Origin of the sequence: Corynebacterium sp. UMB10321 (genome assembly GCF_030228725.1) — a bacterium.
Classification (GTDB): domain Bacteria; phylum Actinomycetota; class Actinomycetes; order Mycobacteriales; family Mycobacteriaceae; genus Corynebacterium; species Corynebacterium pseudogenitalium.
Map to the genome: position 1 here is coordinate 16,705 of NZ_JASOZC010000009.1, position 15,911 is coordinate 32,615.

The 15,911-nt window shown below is 65.8% G+C and carries 17 protein-coding genes; 3 read left to right on the plus strand and 14 right to left on the minus strand.

All coding sequences use genetic code 11. From position 1 onward, the window contains the following. From QP752_RS08835 to dacB, 9 genes are all read right to left on the minus strand, one after another. Positions 1 to 468 carry a DUF3180 domain-containing protein gene (locus QP752_RS08835; protein WP_070361896.1) on the minus strand — a complete coding sequence of 156 codons (468 nt, stop codon included), beginning with the start codon at positions 466 to 468 and terminating at the stop codon, positions 1 to 3. Then, on the minus strand, positions 465 to 926 hold the full coding sequence (folK, locus tag QP752_RS08840; protein ID WP_070361895.1) for a 2-amino-4-hydroxy-6-hydroxymethyldihydropteridine diphosphokinase: 462 nt from the start codon (positions 924 to 926) through the stop codon (positions 465 to 467). The genes QP752_RS08835 and folK overlap by 4 nt, the downstream gene beginning before the upstream one ends. Continuing rightward, the gene (gene folB / locus QP752_RS08845) at positions 926 to 1,306 is read right to left on the minus strand and encodes a dihydroneopterin aldolase (protein ID WP_256005524.1); all 381 of its coding nucleotides are present in this window, start codon (positions 1,304 to 1,306) and stop codon (positions 926 to 928) included. The genes folK and folB overlap by 1 nt, the downstream gene beginning before the upstream one ends. Next, a complete protein-coding gene (gene folP / locus QP752_RS08850) occupies positions 1,299 to 2,150 on the minus strand; it encodes a dihydropteroate synthase (RefSeq protein WP_256005526.1) in 852 nt (283 codons plus the stop codon). The genes folB and folP overlap by 8 nt, the downstream gene beginning before the upstream one ends. A gap of 2 nt (positions 2,151 to 2,152) precedes the next feature. Next, the gene (gene folE / locus QP752_RS08855) at positions 2,153 to 2,725 is read right to left on the minus strand and encodes a GTP cyclohydrolase I FolE (protein ID WP_256001066.1); all 573 of its coding nucleotides are present in this window, start codon (positions 2,723 to 2,725) and stop codon (positions 2,153 to 2,155) included. Beyond that, a complete protein-coding gene (gene ftsH, locus QP752_RS08860; RefSeq protein ID WP_256005527.1) occupies positions 2,715 to 5,021 on the minus strand; it encodes an ATP-dependent zinc metalloprotease FtsH in 2,307 nt (768 codons plus the stop codon). The genes folE and ftsH overlap by 11 nt, the downstream gene beginning before the upstream one ends. 18 nt (positions 5,022 to 5,039) lie before the next feature. Further along, positions 5,040 to 5,648 carry a hypoxanthine phosphoribosyltransferase gene (gene hpt / locus QP752_RS08865; protein ID WP_176754803.1) on the minus strand — a complete coding sequence of 203 codons (609 nt, stop codon included), beginning with the start codon at positions 5,646 to 5,648 and terminating at the stop codon, positions 5,040 to 5,042. A gap of 78 nt (positions 5,649 to 5,726) precedes the next feature. After that, positions 5,727 to 6,632, minus strand: a complete 906-nt coding sequence (gene tilS, locus QP752_RS08870; protein ID WP_070975560.1) for a tRNA lysidine(34) synthetase TilS — start codon at positions 6,630 to 6,632, stop codon at positions 5,727 to 5,729. 2 nt (positions 6,633 to 6,634) lie between these two features. Continuing rightward, positions 6,635 to 7,897 carry a D-alanyl-D-alanine carboxypeptidase/D-alanyl-D-alanine-endopeptidase gene (gene dacB / locus QP752_RS08875; protein WP_284805286.1) on the minus strand — a complete coding sequence of 421 codons (1,263 nt, stop codon included), beginning with the start codon at positions 7,895 to 7,897 and terminating at the stop codon, positions 6,635 to 6,637. A gap of 89 nt (positions 7,898 to 7,986) precedes the next feature. Here dacB and QP752_RS08880 point away from each other — a divergent pair, with 89 nt between their 5' ends. Further along, a complete protein-coding gene (locus QP752_RS08880; RefSeq protein ID WP_256005532.1) occupies positions 7,987 to 8,463 on the plus strand; it encodes an inorganic diphosphatase in 477 nt (158 codons plus the stop codon). Positions 8,464 to 8,691: 228 nt separating this feature from the next. On the opposite strand, the gene QP752_RS08885 is transcribed toward QP752_RS08880, so the two are convergent. From QP752_RS08885 to QP752_RS08895, 3 genes are all read right to left on the minus strand, one after another. Continuing rightward, a complete protein-coding gene (locus QP752_RS08885; protein WP_284805287.1) occupies positions 8,692 to 11,184 on the minus strand; it encodes a hypothetical protein in 2,493 nt (830 codons plus the stop codon). Positions 11,185 to 11,193: 9 nt separating this feature from the next. Beyond that, positions 11,194 to 11,976, minus strand: a complete 783-nt coding sequence (locus QP752_RS08890; protein ID WP_070975563.1) for a hypothetical protein — start codon at positions 11,974 to 11,976, stop codon at positions 11,194 to 11,196. Positions 11,977 to 12,082: 106 nt separating this feature from the next. Continuing rightward, the gene (locus QP752_RS08895) at positions 12,083 to 12,781 is read right to left on the minus strand and encodes a sortase (protein ID WP_252931422.1); all 699 of its coding nucleotides are present in this window, start codon (positions 12,779 to 12,781) and stop codon (positions 12,083 to 12,085) included. Between the two features lie 49 nt (positions 12,782 to 12,830). On the opposite strand from QP752_RS08895, the gene QP752_RS08900 reads away from it, so the two are divergent. Beyond that, positions 12,831 to 13,121, plus strand: a complete 291-nt coding sequence (locus tag QP752_RS08900) for a rhodanese-like domain-containing protein (protein WP_070975668.1) — start codon at positions 12,831 to 12,833, stop codon at positions 13,119 to 13,121. A gap of 42 nt (positions 13,122 to 13,163) precedes the next feature. Then, positions 13,164 to 13,589: a MarR family winged helix-turn-helix transcriptional regulator gene (locus tag QP752_RS08905; RefSeq protein WP_284805288.1), complete on the plus strand. Its 426-nt coding sequence runs from the start codon at positions 13,164 to 13,166 to the stop codon at positions 13,587 to 13,589. 235 nt (positions 13,590 to 13,824) lie between these two features. Here QP752_RS08905 and QP752_RS08910 read toward each other — a convergent pair whose 3' ends face one another. Further along, complete coding sequence (locus QP752_RS08910; protein ID WP_255366113.1) at positions 13,825 to 14,670, minus strand: class C sortase; 846 nt, start codon at positions 14,668 to 14,670, stop codon at positions 13,825 to 13,827. After that, on the minus strand, positions 14,667 to 15,905 hold the full coding sequence (locus tag QP752_RS08915) for an LPXTG cell wall anchor domain-containing protein (protein ID WP_284805289.1): 1,239 nt from the start codon (positions 15,903 to 15,905) through the stop codon (positions 14,667 to 14,669). Before QP752_RS08915 ends, QP752_RS08910 begins: the two co-directional genes overlap by 4 nt. Between the last annotated feature and the right edge of the window lie 6 nt (positions 15,906 to 15,911).

A 15,911-nucleotide genomic window follows, 5' to 3' on the forward strand; every position in this document is an offset into this window, starting at 1 on the left:
TTAGCTAACCTGTTCTCCACTTGAGGGTGGCGACACCTCACACACCCGTTCCAGCACGACACCGGCCACCGCCAGCGTGACGCCGCCCAACGCCCCGGAGACCAAGGGCGGCACGTCCTGCGCCGCGGCCATCAGCACGTGCATCCGGGGCAGCACGAAGAGCAGGCACCCCGCGTACAGCCCGCCGCTGACCGCTCCTGCCCAGGTGCAGGCCTTGCCAAACAGCATGAAGTTCGCCGCCATCATCGGGTTGAGCTGGCTGCGATCCAGGCCAACCTTGCCCTCATCACGGCGCTTGTGCACCATGAACGCAACGTAGAAACACACCGCGGCGACGATCCAGAGGCTCAGCGGCACCACCATGTTCAGCGACTCAAGCAGGCCGAACAGGCGGCGCACCACAATGAACGCCGCGGCGGTACAAAACCCGAACACGGCGATCACTCCGGACAGCGGCGTGCGTTTCACAGCTTGCGAACCCCCTGCGGTTCCAGCTCCGCGAGAATCTCGCTGACCGGGCGATCGAGCAGCTTGGCGTGCGGGTCAATCTCCAGCCAGGGAACCAGCACGAACTCGCGCAAGTGCGCGCGTGGGTGCGGCAGCGTCAGCTCAGGGTCGTCGCTACGGTAGCCCTCGAAGTCGATGATGTCCACGTCCAGTGTGCGCGGGCCCCAGCGCACGTCGCGTACCCGGTTCGCCTGCTGCTCTAGGCGCTGGCAGCGGGCGAGGAGGCTGTACGGGTCGTCGCTGTCGGTTTCGATAAGAAAGCTCTGGTTGAGAAAGTCTGGCTGCTCCACCCCGCCCCAGGGCGCGGTGGCGTAAATCGAGCTTGCGTCGAGGAGCTCGGCGGCGAACTCGTCGGCGACCGACTGCAGGTGGGCACGCGAGTCCTCCATGTTGGAGCCTGCCGAAATCACCGCGCGCATCAGCGGGCCCCCATCCGTTTACGGGAGCGGCGTGCCACCACGGCGACGTCCTCGAAGGGAAGCGGGATCGGCGCGTGCGGCTTGTGCAGCGTGACCTCCACCGCGTGCAGGATGTCGAAGCGCTCCATGGCGGCATCGGCGATCTCGGTGGCCACCGTCTCGATGAGCTGGCGCGGCGTGCCCGAGGCGATGTCGCTGGCCAACTGGGCTAGCTCCGCGTAGTTCATCGTCTGGGTCAGGTCGTCGGTGGCTGCGGCGCCTGCGAAGTCGAGCCAGCAGGTGATGTCCAGCAGGAAGCGCTGCCCGTGCTCGCGCTCGTGCGGCAGCACGCCGTGGTGCGCGTAGACGGACAGGCCCTTGAGTTCAATGCGGTCAGCCAAGGTTGCCCGCTTTCCACGCGGCGGCCACGTCCACGGCGTCGCGGGAGACGGCCACCTCGTGCACGCGCACGCACCAGGCGCCAGCCTGCGCGCACAGGGCGGTGACGGCGGCGGTGGCTGGGTCGGCGTCGATAGGCCCGTGCTCGAGCCCGCGGGCGGCGCGCACCCCGGTGAGGAAGCGCTTGCGGCTGGCCCCCACCAGCAGCGGGTAGCCGCAGTCCATGAGTGCGGGCAGGGCCTGCAGCAGCTGCCAGTTCTCTTGCGGGGTCTTGGCAAAGCCGAGGCCCGGGTCCAGCGTGATCTGCTCGGGGCGCACCCCAGCGGCCGTGGCGTTGGCAACCAGCTCGTCGAAGAGGCCGAGCACGTCAGCCACCACGTCCCCGCCGTGGTCGGCGGCACCGGAGGCGTTCACGAACTGCTGGGCGCGCCAGTGCATCAGGCACACCGGCAGGTCCGTGCGCGCCATCGTGGCGTACATGTCCGGGTCCGCGAGCCCGCCGGAAACGTCATTGATGAGGTCCACGCCCGCCTCGGCGGCGGCCTCGGCGGTGGCGGCGCGCATCGTGTCCACGGAAGTGCGGATGCCGTCTTCGTGAAGGGCCCGGATCACCGGGGCCACGCGCGCCGCTTCAACCTCGGCGGGCACACGCGTCGCGCCCGGCCTGGTCGACTCCGCACCCACGTCGATGATGTCCGCGCCCAGGCGGACCAGCTCGTGGGCGTGCGAGAGGGCGTCGTCAACCGCGAGCCACTTCCCGCCGTCCGAAAACGAATCTTCCGTGACGTTGACGATGCCCATCACCGTCGTGCGCCCCGGCGCGGTGAGATCCTGCACACTGACCATTGTTAGCTCCTTATCAGGCTCAAGACCTCGGCCCGGGAGGCGGCGTTCTTCTGGAAGCCGCCGCGCACCGCGGAGGTCGTCGTCACGGCACCAGGCTTGCGGATGCCCCGCATCGCCATACACAGGTGCTCACATTCCAGCACCACAATCACGGCGGAAGCCCCCAGCTTATCGACGATCGCGTCCGCAATCTGCGCCGTCAACCGCTCCTGCACCTGTGGCCGCTTCGCGTACATATCGGCCAGGCGGGCGAGCTTCGACAGGCCCGTGACCTTGCCTTCCTTGCCCGGGATGTAGCCGACGTGCGCCTTGCCAAAGAATGGCACCAGGTGGTGCTCACACGTGGAGTACACCGGGATGTCGCGCACCAGCACGAGCTCTCGGTAGTCCTCCGCGAACGTCTTCTCGAGTACCTCGGTCGGGTCCTGGTGCAGCCCCGCGAACACTTCCTCGTACGCCTTCGCGACCCGCGCCGGGGTTTCCTTCAGGCCCTCGCGGTCCGGGTCTTCGCCGACGGCGATGAGGAGTTCGCGCACCGCGGCTTCGGCGCGGGCGCGGTCGAACTTACTGGTCATCCTCGTTGCTCCTGTGTCGTGGCAGCTGTTTGGTTTCTTCCTCTGACGGTCGGTCGGGCTGGTCGGGCCGCTCGTGCTCCGGCAGGCGGAACCCGATTTCCTCGTCCGGACGGTAGTTGTCCATGCCCGGGTGCGTATCCGGCTCAGGCTTCGGCACAGGCTCAGGCTTTGGCCCCGGCGCGGGCTCACGCTTCGGCGCGCCCGGGTACGTCCAGTCGCTCGGCGGCTTCGGCCCGCCGTAGGTCGGGGCGCCTCCCGCAGGTGGCGGTGGCAGCGGAGCGCCGTGCTCCTTCTCCCGTTCTTTTCGACGCCGCTCCCGCGTCTCACGCGACGCCTCAAGGATGGAGAAGCGCTTCGGCGGCTCCTCGCCACGCTCCTCGGCAAGCTCGACCGGGGTCTTGACGGGCTCGCGGCCGAACTGGCGGCCGAAGCGGATGTCGTAGGCAGGCAGCTCCGGCCGGTGCGGCTCCACACCCTCGAGGAGCGCTTCGAGGTCTTGGCGGCGCAGCGTTTCCTTCTCCAGCAGCTTGGACACCATGGTGTCCAGCTGGTCGCGGTACTGCTCCAGGATGCCGTAGGCGGTGGCGTGGGCGGCGTCGATAAGCGTGTGTACCTCCTTATCGATCGTGGCCGCAACCTCCGGCGAGGACTCCATCTTGGCGCCCGCCCCCATGCCGGAGAAGGCGTCGCCCTGCGCCTGGCCGTACTTCACCGTGCCCAGCGCCGAGGTCATGCCGTACTCGGTGACCATCGCGCGCGCGATCTTGGTGGCCTGCTCGATGTCGTTGGACGCACCCGTGGTCGGCTCGCCGAAGACGAGCTCCTCCGCGGAGCGCCCACCCATGGCGAAGACGAGCTGGGCGAAGAGCTCGTCGCGGTTGTACATGCCCTTGTCGTCCTCGTCGGCCGTCATGGCGAACCCGCCGGTGCGGCCGCGGGCGAGGATGGTGACCTTGTAGACGCGCTCGATGTCTTTCAGCGCCCACGCCGCGAGCGTGTGCCCACCCTCGTGGTAGGCGGTGACCTTCTTCTCCTTCTCCGAGATCACCTTGGAGGAGCGGCGCGGCCCGCCAATCACGCGGTCCGTGGCCTCCTCCAGCGCGTCCGGGGTGATCACGTTGCCGCCAATGCGGGCGGTGAGCAGCGCGGCCTCATTGAGCACGTTGGCCAGGTCAGCACCGCTCATGCCGGCGGTGCGCTTCGCCAGCGCATCCAGGTCCACGTCCTTGGACAACGGCTTGCCCTTCGCGTGCACCTTCAGAATCTGGGCGCGCCCCGCGATGTCCGGGTTCGTCACCGGGATCTGGCGGTCGAAGCGGCCCGGGCGCAGCAGCGCCGGGTCCAGGATGTCCGGGCGGTTCGTCGCCGCGATCAGGATCACGCCCTCGCGGTCGCCGAAACCGTCCATCTCCACCAGCAGCTGGTTCAGGGTTTGCTCGCGCTCGTCGTGGCCGCCGCCCATGCCGGAGCCGCGCTGGCGGCCGACGGCGTCAATCTCGTCGATAAAGATGATGCAGGGCGAGTTCTCGCGTGCCTGCTTGAACAGGTCGCGCACGCGGGAGGCGCCCACGCCGACGAACATCTCCACGAAGTCGGAGCCGGAGATGGTGTAGAACGGCACCCCGGCCTCACCCGCAACTGCGCGGGCGAGCAGCGTCTTACCCGTGCCGGGCGGGCCGTACAGCAGCACGCCACGCGGGATCTTCGCGCCGAGCGACTCGTAAATCTTCGGGTCAATGAGGAAGTCCACGACCTCCTGCAGCTCATCGACGGCCTCGTCCGCACCCGCGACGTCCGCGAACGTATTCGTCGGATTGTCCTTCGACAGCTGCTTCGCCTTCGACGACCCAATCCCGAACATGCCGCCCCCGGCCTGCATGCGGTACATGAAGAAGAACAGCAGGCCGAAGATCAGCACCATCGGCAGCATGAAGCCGAGCATCGACATCAGGAAGGACTCCTGCGTCACGTTCGTCTTGTACTTGTCTGGCGCGGCTTCCTTCACCGCGCCGAAAATTTCCGGCGTGGTGCGCGCCGGGTACTGAGCGCTGATCTGCTCGACGCCCTCGCGCTCTTCGACCTTGATCGGCTCCCGCAGGTCAATGCGGACGCGCTGCTCGCGGTCGTCGATCTGGACTTCCTTGGCGTTCTTGTTCTGCAGCTGCTCCATCGCGATCGACGTGTCCACGCGCTGGTAGCCGCGGGTGTCATCCCCGATGAGGGTGAGCAGGTACAAAACAATAAGCACGGTGGCGCCAATCAGGCCCCACCGCAACACGTTTTTATTCTTGGTCATACAGCTCTTCTGTGTGTATTAGATGTCCTCAGGCGCGTCGGAATAGACGCGAGGGTGCAACGTGCCCACGTACGGCAGGTCGCGGTAACGCTCGGCGTAGTCCAGGCCATAGCCGATGACGAACTCGTTCGGGATGTCGAAGCCGACGTCGAGAAGATCAATCTTGGCCTTCTGCACCTCAGGCTTACGCAGCAGCGTGATCACCTCGAGGCTCTTCGGGTTACGCCCCGACAGGTTCTTCAGCAGCCACGACAGGGTCAAACCGGAGTCGATGATGTCCTCGACCACGAGCACGTCGCGGCCTTCGATCTCCTTGTCCAGGTCCTTCAGAATGCGCACCACGCCCGAAGAGGTGGTGGAGCTGCCGTAGGAGGACACCGCCATGAACTCCATCTCGCACGGGATGGAGAGCTTGCGGGCGAAGTCCGTCAAGAAGAACACCGCGCCCTTGAGCACGCACACGAGCACTAGGTCCTGCTCGGAGTCGCGGTACTTCTCGGAGACCATGTCAGCCAGCTCTTGGATGCGCCGCTGCAGGTCTTCCTCGGGGATCAACACCGCCTCTACGTCGTCTCCGTAGCGGTGTGGCGCAACGTTGAAATCCTTCTTGTCATACAGCTCGGTCATCGGGTGCCCTTTCTCAAGCCCTTCTCGGTTGGCATCAGTTCATCATCTTGCCACTTTCACGTCACCTTGGACAACCGTTTACGCGAACACGAGCGTTCCGTCGCGCCGCTCCACCCGCACTCCCCCGCCGAGCTGCACCGCACCTTGTCCCCGCCAGTTCGTCACCAGGGCTTCAATCGCCGCAAGGTGGGCACCTTTGACCTCCCCCCGCTTTTCGACGACCCACTCCGCCAACACCGCCCTCCTCACCACCGGCGGCAGTGTTGCAAGCTCCGCGCAATCCAGCGTTTCGGCGTTCGGGGCCGGGGTGATGCGTTGCAGCTGCGCCGCGGCTTGCGCGATCCGGTCCGCCGTGCCCGCCAACGCCGGGACCACCTCCCCACCGACGATCTCCTCCAGCAGCGGAATCACCCGGGTGCGCAGCGCCACACGCCGGTACCGCTCGTCCTTGTTCATCGGGTCCTGCCAGGGTGCGACGCCCAGTTCGGCGCAGGCGCCCGCGGTGTCCGCGCGGCGGACACCCAGCAACGGGCGAACCAGTCGACCCGCGCGCGGCGCCATCCCCGCCGGGTTGCCGCGCAGCGCCCCGAGCAGCAGCGTTTCGGCCTGGTCGTCCGCGGTGTGGGCCGTCCACACATCCCGGTCGGGGCCGGCGTGCTCGAACAAGGCCGCGTAGCGGGCCTGGCGGGCGTCGGCCTCCGTGCCCTTACCTGTGCGTGTGATTTGGATGGTCGCGATTTCCGCGGGCACCCCAAAGTTCCGCGCCTGCTCCGCCGCGCGCCTGGCCACCTCCGCCGATCCCTCCTGCAGCCCGTGGTCCACCACCAGCGCCGTCACGTCCAAGCGTTCCGCTGCGGCCGCCGCTACCAGCGCCAACGAGTCCGCCCCGCCCGACAGCCCAATTACCGCAGGCTCCGTCCACCCGCGCACTGCGCGCCGGCACGCCAAAAAGTGGGGGCTGCGCCGGGGCCAGAACGGCTCCATGGCTAGAACTCCCGCAGCGCCGAAGCGAACGTGTCCATCGCCCGTCGTGCCTCCAGAATGTCCGAATCGTTCGAGAGCAGCGCGAAGGTGTACACGTTGCCGCTTTCCGCAGTCACCGTGCCCGCCAGCCCGGACGTCTCGTCCAGGGTGCCCGTCTTCGCGCGGACCCAGCCTCGACCTGCCAGGTCTCCGTAGCGGGTGGCCAGGGTGCCGTCGCCGGCCGCAATCGGCAGCGCGTCCAGCATCGGGCGTAGCAGCTCGTGTTGGGTGGCGTCGCTGAGAATGCTGTCCAACATGCGCGGGGTGATCCGGTTGTCCACCGACAGCCCCGAGCTGTCCACCAGCGTGATGCCGCCCGAGTCAAAGCCGTGCTCAGCCAGGACGTGCAGGGTGGCGGAGGGGGCGTCGATACCTACGTGGTCCGCCACCTCCCTGCCGATGGCCTCCGCGTAGACGTTGTCGGACTCCTTCATCATCATGTGCAGGCGCTGCACCAGGTCCGGCGACTCCACGCTTGCCAGCGTGTCCGCCTCCGCGGGCGCCGGGCCGATGCCGACCGTCTGCGCACCCACGCGATCCGCCAACGCCTGCGCCACATCCAACGCCGGAGTATGCGAGCGAGGCACGTCCCCCTCCGTCTCCCCGTTCAGGCGGCCGCCCGAGAGCATCGCCGGCTCCAGGGGCGCGACGAAGCCGCCATCGATGTCCACGGGGTCCCAGCCCGGCATCATGGTCGGCTGGCCCTCCCACGCCGTCGTGTCAATGAAGACGGCGGTAACCTGCTGGTTTTTGAGCTGCTCAGCGAGCTGGTCGATGGCCTCCGCATCCAACCACACGTCACCGTTCGCCTTGATCACGACCGAGCCCGGCTGCTCCCCACTCACCACCTGCGTCTCGATCCTGTCATCCGCTCCCAACTCCAACACCGCCGCCGCGGCCGTCAGAATCTTCGTCGTCGACGCCGGGCGCAACGCCTCCCCCGCCAACCGATCAAACAGCACCTCACCCGTCGAACCGTCCGACACGCGCGCGTGGAACGTGCCCAACGCAGGGTCCTCCGCAAGCTCCGCCAGACGCGCCTGCAGCGCCTCGACATCCACCGGGCGTGGCACCGCCGGCACCAACACCGGCTCCGCCTGCGGCAACTGATACGCCGGGGCGTGTTCAATGCGCGCCAACTCCTGCTGCGCCGCCACACCGAAGCCAGCCGCGCCACCCACCGCGACCAACGCAACCCCGCCAACAATCCAAGTCCAAAGCTTCACGGCGCATAAGCGTAGCCCAAACCCACACGGCGACGCAGCCCCGTATGATAAGTACCGGTATTATCAACGCGACTACAAAAGGAGCGCACATGGCTGTCGAAGTCACCATCGAAATCCCCAAGGGTTCCCGCAACAAGTACGAACTCGACCACGAGACCGGCAAGGTCTACCTCGACCGCTACCTGTTCACCCCGATGGCCTACCCACTCGACTACGGCTTCATCGACGAAACCCTCGCCGACGACGGCGACCCAATGGACGCCCTCGTCATCCTCCCTGAGTCCGTCTTCCCAGGCGTCATCGTCAAGGCACGCCCAATCGGCGTCTTCAAGATGACCGACGAAGCCGGCGGCGACGACAAACTCCTCTGCGTCATCGACGACGTCCGCTACGACCACTACCAGGACATCGACGACGTCTCCCAGTTCCTCAAAGACGAAATCGAGCACTTCTTCGTCCACTACAAGGACCTCGAGCCGAACAAGGAAGTCTCCGGCTCCGGCTGGGGCAACAAGGCAGAGGCTGAGAAGATCCTGCAGGCCTCCATCGACAACTACAAGAAGTAGGTCGCTGCTTCTAAGTGTTTGCCGCCTGGGTTGTACCTGGGCGGCTTTTTGCTTGGGCCTCTACCAAATTCCTGGTTTTGGCGTCGGCTCAGCAGGCCCGAGTCGGCCTGAGTGACAAAACACGCAACCCAATACATCCAGCCCTTTTCCTACCAGCGGAAATAAGGATGCGCTTTTGCAGGGTTGCGTCCTTTGTCACTGGCTGCCCAATCTGCACACCACGAGCGTCTAGAACTTGAGGTGATCTTTCGCCCAGAACGCCGCCGCGCCCAGCAGCGCAAGCAGCGGCACCAGGATCGCCGCGATGATGCCGCCCTTCGAGCTGCCTTCGCAATTCTCGGAGGATCCACTTGAAGAACCATCCTTCGCGCAGGTCGCAGGCGCCGGAACGCTCGGCTCGGGTGCCGGCTCACTTGTCGACGTCCCCACCTCCGGCTCTGGGGCTTCCTCAGTTGTCCGCGCGGCGGACTCGGACGTGGTAGTCGACTCGGACGTGGTAGTCGACTCGGTCGTCGAAGAGGATGCCGTCGTAGTCAGCGTTGTTGAAGACTCTGGTGCGGGCTCAACCAGCGTAGTCGTTGGCGTAGTTGTCCGCGGAGCGGACACTTTCGACGTCTCCGAGGTCGAAGGTTCGATGGTTTGGGTTGTCCGCGGGGCGGACACTTTCGGCGCCTCCGAGGTCGAAGGCTCCGTGGAAGGCTCCGCCGTAGTCGTTTCGGTTGTCCGCGGCGCGGACACCTTCGGCGCCTCGGAAGTCGAAGGCTCCGTGGAAGGCTCCGCCGTAGTCGTTTCGGTTGTCCGCGGCGCGGACGCTTTCGGTGCTTCCGAGGACGCGGACGAGGATGTGGTCGTCGAAACCTCTGACGTGGTCGGAGACGGTGTGACCGAAGTAGTCACCGACGATGGCGCAGCAGAAGAAGTGACGTCCGTGGTTGTTGGCGTCGGCTCCTTTGCCAGCAGCTCGTCCAGGTTTTCCTGCGCCTCGACGACGCGGAAGAACGTGCGGTCAAGCTCGGCTTGCGCCTTGTTGATTTCTGGTGCGTAACCGGTGCGGCGCACAACCTTCATGAGCGCTTCGGCGATTTTGTGTTCTTGCTTGGCGGTCGCCAGCGCCGCGCGGGCTTCCTCAACGCTCTTTGGTTTCACTGCGGGCGCGTAGCTCGGGGCTTCGTACTGCGGTGTTGTGGCTCCGCAGTTCGGGCAGCAACGAGGCGATGACGTGGAGGTCTCCCCGCTTGTCGACGGCCCCACCGTCGGCGTTGTCCGCGTAGCGGAAGTCGTAGACGTAGTTGGCGTTGCCGACACGCTCGGGGCCGCCGAAGTGGTTGTCCGCGGCGCGGACGTGGTCGACATGGTCGGAGTTGGCGTAACCGACGTAGTCGACGTGGTCGGAGTTGGCGTAACGGACGTAATCGACGTGGTCGGAGTTGGCGTAACGGACGTAATCGACGTGGTCGGAGTTGGCGCAACCGACGTAGTCGCGGTTGTCCGCGGCGCGGACGTGGTCGACGTGGTAGGCGTTGTGGACGTGGTCGTTGAGGTCTCGCTGGCGAGCTGCTCGCGCAGCTTCCCGAGGTTTGCCTTGGCTTCCGCGAGGGCACGCTCCGCATTCTCCACGTGCAGGCGCGCCAAGATGCGGTCCTTCGTACTCCGAGCGTTCTTCTCAGCCTGCTCGGCCTTCTTCAACGTGGCTTCTGCGTCGGCGACGATGCGTTCGCCCTCTTCGACCGTGGAAGGCTTTGGCGGGGCGACGTATTCCGGCGCAACGATGTAGTCGGTGCTCGGTACCTGCGAAGACGTCGAGGACGGCTTAGAGGTAGAAGGCTTAGAGGTAGCAGTCGTCGAGGTAGACGGCGTGGTCTCCGGAGCGATCGTCACAGTGACGGAGGGCGCTTCAGAAGTCGTCGAGCTCGTCGAGGTCGTTGGCAGCGGTAGGGCGCTCGGGATCGTCGGCATCGGCAACGGTGGCAGGTCCGGGAGGGACGGCTGGCTCGACGACGAAGACGAAGAAGACGATGTCGTCGGCTTTGGCTTCGGACGCTCGGAAGTCGTCGGCGTCACCACCGGTGGCAAAGGCGAAGGCTCAGGCGAAGGCTCCGGTGTAGGAGTCGGCTTCTGGCGCAGGTTGTTGCGCAGGATGAGGATTTCGGCGTCGAGAGGCTGCGGGGTAAGTCCCGGCTTACGCGAGCGACCAGAGACCATGAGCAGGTCGTCGCAGCTGTGCGCGAGTGCCATCGCGTGGCCCATTTCGTGCGCGATGGTCATGATTCGGCTGGTCGCGCCAACTGTGGACGCGAACATTTGCGGGCTAATCCGCACGGTGAGCGACGGCCCACCACCGGTCACGCGGCCGAGCACCGGCAGGCTTGGATCAACGAGCACGCTGACGGCCTCGGGCGTCTTGTGATCGATGAACTTGATATCCAGGTACCCACCTCGGTCGCGCACGGCCTTGACCCACAGGTCGGCGGCGCGCTGGATGTCGGCGCGGTGGCCGGTGGTGTCGTAAAGGTAGAGGGTGTTGTTGCGGATGCCCGTGTTGTGGTCACCCGCGAACGTAAACCGCGAAATGTCCAGTTGCTGCCCCCGCTTGAACTGCGACTTCAACGCTTTGCATTCGCTGCCGTTCGGCTGAACATCAACGTGCGCGTACGCGGGCGCTGTACCCCCTAGTACCAGGGAGAAAGTACAGACTGCAGCAAGGACATTTCGAGTTTTCACAAAGGTTTACTATATGAGGAATCGGCGCCCGTATGCAAAGACGGCTGCACCAATTATCGACGCCACCACCAACGCAAACAGCGCCCGCACCAGGGTGTTCGACCCGGTCTCAGCCGCGATACCACGCTGCTCTGCAACCGGAGCCTGCGCTGGGGCGGCCTGCTGCTGCGCCTCAACAGGCGCCTGACCTGCAGCCTTGGAGGTTGCCAGGCCCTGACGCGCGACCTCAGCGGCGTTCTCCGCGAGCAGCGCGTTGGAGTCCTTCACCTCGGCGTCGGTTGGAGGCTCGTTGATGCGGGCCAGGTCGGTGACGTAGGTCTTGCCGTCAGCGTTGAGGTAGTACGTCAGACCACCGATAGCGAGCACTGCTGGCAGGGCGATCAGGCCGGCTGCCGCTGGTGCCGGGTTGTTCGGGTCAACGTCTTCGGCGGTGAATGGGACGTCCTGGTGGTCGCCGGTCGGGTCTGGCTGCTCGACAGGGGTCGTTGCCTCGGCTGCGGGAGCTTGGGGCGCTGCGGTTTCGGCGGCGGGGGCGTCGATAAGCCCGGCGACAGCCGCCTTCGCCACGTCCACTGCGCGCTCGCGGTCAGCCGCCGAGAGCTGGTCAAAGGCGATGTTGACCAGGTTGCGGTCCGGCACGTAGTGGGTGCCGTCCTGGGTGAGGAAGTACTCGGCACCGTTGATGTCGTGGGTCACGGCCGGCAGCGGGATGTCCTGTGCCTGGGCCATGGGGACGATGGCGGTTGCGAGCGCGCCGGTCATGACGGCGGCCAAAACGGTGTTGCGCTTCATTAGGGGCTCCTTTGCTCAACATGAAGTCTCAAGTCTTACTTCATGGTTTAGCCCCACTGTAGACGCACTTCACCCCAGTCACAAGTGTTTACACAAAAAACTTCAGTTACTTTGCGCCGGTATCGGTCGGTGGCGCATCCAGCACGGACGAAAATTGCCACCCAATGACCGCGTTGCGAACCGAGTCCGCCAAAATATTGCGCGGCTGAATACAGGAGATCGTCAGCAGCCGGCCCGGGCGTGGCCCATCACCCCAAATATCAACATCGCTGGCCATGACCTCTTTCACCGGATCGTGCAGGTCAGTCGCGCGGTACGACAACCACTTCCCACCAGCTGCCTCGGAGTCGGCGGTGCGCAGGTACAGCATGTCCCCCACCCGGATGGTGTGCTGGTCGGAGGAGCCGTCGAAAAGCTGGTCAAAGACCCCGTGCACCCCTGCACCCGTGTGACCAGCGACGACCACCAGATCCTCAGCACCCGGCCCCGGCAGCGAATACGGCTTCTCCGGCGCCGTATACACACATGCCTTATCTAATGTGGCCGGATCCAAGGCGTCCGCGCGCACGCGGCACGGGCCCTCCTCGAAGTGCGCGCGAAGCCCGACCGAGGGAATAAACATCTCGAGCGGCTGCGACTGACCAAGTGCTGCAGGAACCTCTGCTGGAGGCTCGGGCGCAGGCGCAGGCTCCTCTTTGCCGCACCTTGCTGACAGCGAGATGAGTGCCACGAGCAGCACCAACGCCACAACCCGGCGCACCCAAAACACCCACTGAGGCGGTCGAGTTCGAGGAGGCGTACGCATAGTGGAAATCGTAGCCGACGCACCCGGCACTTCCGCTACAATCGCGCACATGCAATCCATCAACGTTAAAGAAGTACCCGAAAACGCCCAGCTCATCGACGTCCGCGAACCCGAAGAATACGCAGAAGTCCACGCCGTAGGCGCCACCAACCTGCCACTGAGCGAACTGACCACCCTCACCGACCGGATCGACCCCGACCAGGACATCTACGTCATCTGCCGCTCCGGCGGGCGCTCCTCCCGCGCATGCGAATACCTCGAGCAGGTACACGGCTGGGAACCCATCAACGTCGAGGGCGGCACCATGGAGTGGATCGCCAACGGGCTGCCCACCGAGTAGCACGGTTTCATTCCTGGCCAGCAGCCCGATACTCTGAGACTTATGGCCACGATTGAACTCCCAGAGGCGCTGACTACTTCGCCATCGTTCCAGATCGAGCGCGTGCGCAGGCACACCAAAGACGAGGTGGAGCGCACCCTGGCGAAGCACGACTCCTCCATGCGCGAGTTCTGGGTGCTCAGCTGCGTATCCGAGCAAGCACGCTCCCAGTCGCAGCTCTCTGAGCTCCTCGCGATCGACGCCTCCGACATGGTCCGCCTCATCGACTGCCTGGAGAAGCACGCGTGGGTCAAACGCGAACGCGACCCGAAGGACCGCCGCCGCCAAATCGTGACCGCCACCAAGAAGGGCGGCAAGGCCCTGACCAAACTCGCGGAGGATGTGGCCGCCGCCGAGGAACGCGCCCTCGACGCCGCCAACCACAAGCAGCTCAAGAACCTGCGGAAGCTGTCGCAGGCGATTTTGTAGTTTTTGCCTGGCCTGCTCGGGGTCACCTTCGGACCGCAGTGCCAAAAGACGCACTCCCATTTGGGCTAGCCGTTCATACCCACAGGTTAGAAAAGTGCTAGAGGTTTGAGATTGTCACATTTGGCATTCCCTCCACTTTCAAAGCACCACATTTCCGGTTTTCAGCAGACTCGCGCAGCGTTTCCCCAGGCCGCCAGCCCGTCGCCGCGGATCGTGGTGCCCAGCCAATTCCCAGCTAGCCCTCGGCAGCGTCCCGCCGACGCTTCCACCGCCTGTACAGAATCAGTAGCAACACCACCAGCACGATCAGTGCTACGAGGATCATCCACCAGCTGATGCCCAGGCCGGTGACGCGCGGTTCGGGGGCGTCGGGATCGAGTGGCACGCGAATAGCGTGGACGAGCAGCCTGTCGGTGTTGAGTCCGTAGGGGGTGCAGGTGATGAGCGTGAGGCGGTCTTCGCCTGGTTGGTAGCGTACGGCCTGGTACTGGTCCGGTTTCACGACTTCGCGGTCGACCATTTGGTAGCGCAGCCGCTGCCCCATCACGTCTATATAGATGTCTTGGCCTGCTTTGAGGGTTGGGAGGGCGTCGAACATGGCGGCGTTGACCATGCCGGTGTGGGCAGTGATGACGGCGTTGGTGCCGTCGCCGCCGACGGGAAGGGTGGAGCCGAACATGTGGCCTGCGCCGTCGTAGAGGACGTGGGGCGCGGTGGTGTGGTAGACGGGCAGATCGACGCCGATGTCGGGGATGCGGATGCGCGCCATGATGCCCCCGGAGCCTGGCAGGTTGAGTTGTGCCATGTAGTCGGGCATGTCGGGGTCGTTTGTGGCGGGTGGGCGAGCGTGTGTGCCTGTGGCGAGGAGGCGTTGGTTGTAGTCGCGGGCGCGAGCGAGTTGGGCGTCGCGTTCTTCGGCGCTGAGGTTGGTGGTGTGTTCGCTGTAGGCGTCGGCTTGGCGGCGGAGTTGTTCGTTGGTGGCGAGTGTGGCCACGATTGGGTAGAGCAGCAGGAGCGCGCCGAGGATCAGCCCGATGAGCGAGATGAGGTTCCCGGCGCGTTTGCGGTTGGGTTGGCTCACTGTTCGTTCTCGTCTTCTTTTCGACGCGCCAGCAACCATCCCGCAACGATCAAGGCGAGGGCGAGCAGTGCGAGCCAGATGACGTTGGCGCCTGTGTAGGCGAGGACTTGGTCGACGCGGCCGCGCGGCCCGTCCTGCGAGGGCTGCCCCTCAGTTGTTGGTGTTGGTGTCTTCGGCGAGGTCCCCTGCGGGCCCGCAGGAGACGGTCCAGCCGGGCCCGATGAGCCTGCTTGCTCTGGCAACCCTGGCAGCAGCGGTATCAGCGGCAACAGGCCAAGCAGGCCCCACAGCCAGCGGCGATCCCCCTTAGAGGAGCCTTGCTGCGCGGGTGCCTCGATGAGCACGTAGGCGTGGGTGGCCTCCACGGTGACGTGGTTGCGTTCGGGGTCCATGCCGTTGGTGGTCAGGGTGGCGTCGGCACCTGCGGTGCCTGCCGCGGTGGCGCGTGCGCGTTGCTCCAGCGTGACGGTGGTGCTGGCGTCAGTGGCGCGGGCGCGCGCGAGTTTGGCCAGGCCAGACTTGGTCAAGACTGCGCGCAGGCGGTTGCCCTCGCGGTGGAAGGTGACATCGCCCGGGCCGAGCGCCACCCCGTTGATGCGCACCGCGGGCTCCGCAGAGAACTCCAGGTTTCCGGCGAGCGTGAGGATGAGCTCGTAGTGGCTGATGGTGCCGTCGTCAGACGGGTTGGGCGCCACCCCGCGCACGGTAAAGGTGACGTCCTCATCGGGGTGGACGCGCTGGCGGTTGGCCTCAAGCACCACGCTCAAATGCTGGGCTTTCGGCTCCACGGTGCGTGCGGACCCCTCCGTCACGGGTACCACGAAGGGCGCGAAGAAGACGTGCGACGCCGCCTTCGCCTCACTGTCGCCCAGCGTGAACAGGTACGCGCCGGGTTGCAGGCCGTCGAGGGTGACGCGGCCGCCGCTGGTGCGCGCGGTGGCCACTTCGACGAACGCGTCGGGCTGCGTGCGCAGCAGTCGTGGCACGTCGAGGGAGGCCAGCGCCTCGCGCCCGGCCTGGGTGCTCATGTCGACCGTGGTGATGCGGGAGGCGGTGACGGTGCGCTCCCCGATGGTGTCCAGGCCGTCGACGCCTGCGGCGGCGCGTAGGTCCACCGTGACGCTGCCCGGTGACGCAGCCACCGCAGCGGGCGGCCCGAAAACGGGCATGCCGACGCCGGCAACGCCGACCGTTACGGCCAGCGCCACCGCCATCGCAGTCCCTGGGTTGCTCACCGCTGT

Excerpts from the sequence above, each read along its gene's own strand:
- folK (WP_070361895.1), bottom strand. The coding sequence starts at position 926 with ATGCGCGCGGTGATTTCGGCAGGCTCCAACATGGAGGACTCGCGTGCC.
- folP (WP_256005526.1), bottom strand. The coding sequence starts at position 2,150 with ATGGTCAGTGTGCAGGATCTCACCGCGCCGGGGCGCACGACGGTGATG.
- folE (WP_256001066.1), bottom strand. The coding sequence starts at position 2,725 with ATGACCAGTAAGTTCGACCGCGCCCGCGCCGAAGCCGCGGTGCGCGAA.
- ftsH (WP_256005527.1), bottom strand. The coding sequence starts at position 5,021 with ATGACCAAGAATAAAAACGTGTTGCGGTGGGGCCTGATTGGCGCCACC.
- hpt (WP_176754803.1), bottom strand. The coding sequence starts at position 5,648 with ATGACCGAGCTGTATGACAAGAAGGATTTCAACGTTGCGCCACACCGC.
- tilS (WP_070975560.1), bottom strand. The coding sequence starts at position 6,632 with ATGGAGCCGTTCTGGCCCCGGCGCAGCCCCCACTTTTTGGCGTGCCGG.
- QP752_RS08880 (WP_256005532.1), top strand. The coding sequence starts at position 7,987 with ATGGCTGTCGAAGTCACCATCGAAATCCCCAAGGGTTCCCGCAACAAG.
- QP752_RS08890 (WP_070975563.1), bottom strand. The coding sequence starts at position 11,976 with ATGAAGCGCAACACCGTTTTGGCCGCCGTCATGACCGGCGCGCTCGCA.
- QP752_RS08895 (WP_252931422.1), bottom strand. The coding sequence starts at position 12,781 with ATGCGTACGCCTCCTCGAACTCGACCGCCTCAGTGGGTGTTTTGGGTG.
- QP752_RS08900 (WP_070975668.1), top strand. The coding sequence starts at position 12,831 with ATGCAATCCATCAACGTTAAAGAAGTACCCGAAAACGCCCAGCTCATC.
- QP752_RS08905 (WP_284805288.1), top strand. The coding sequence starts at position 13,164 with ATGGCCACGATTGAACTCCCAGAGGCGCTGACTACTTCGCCATCGTTC.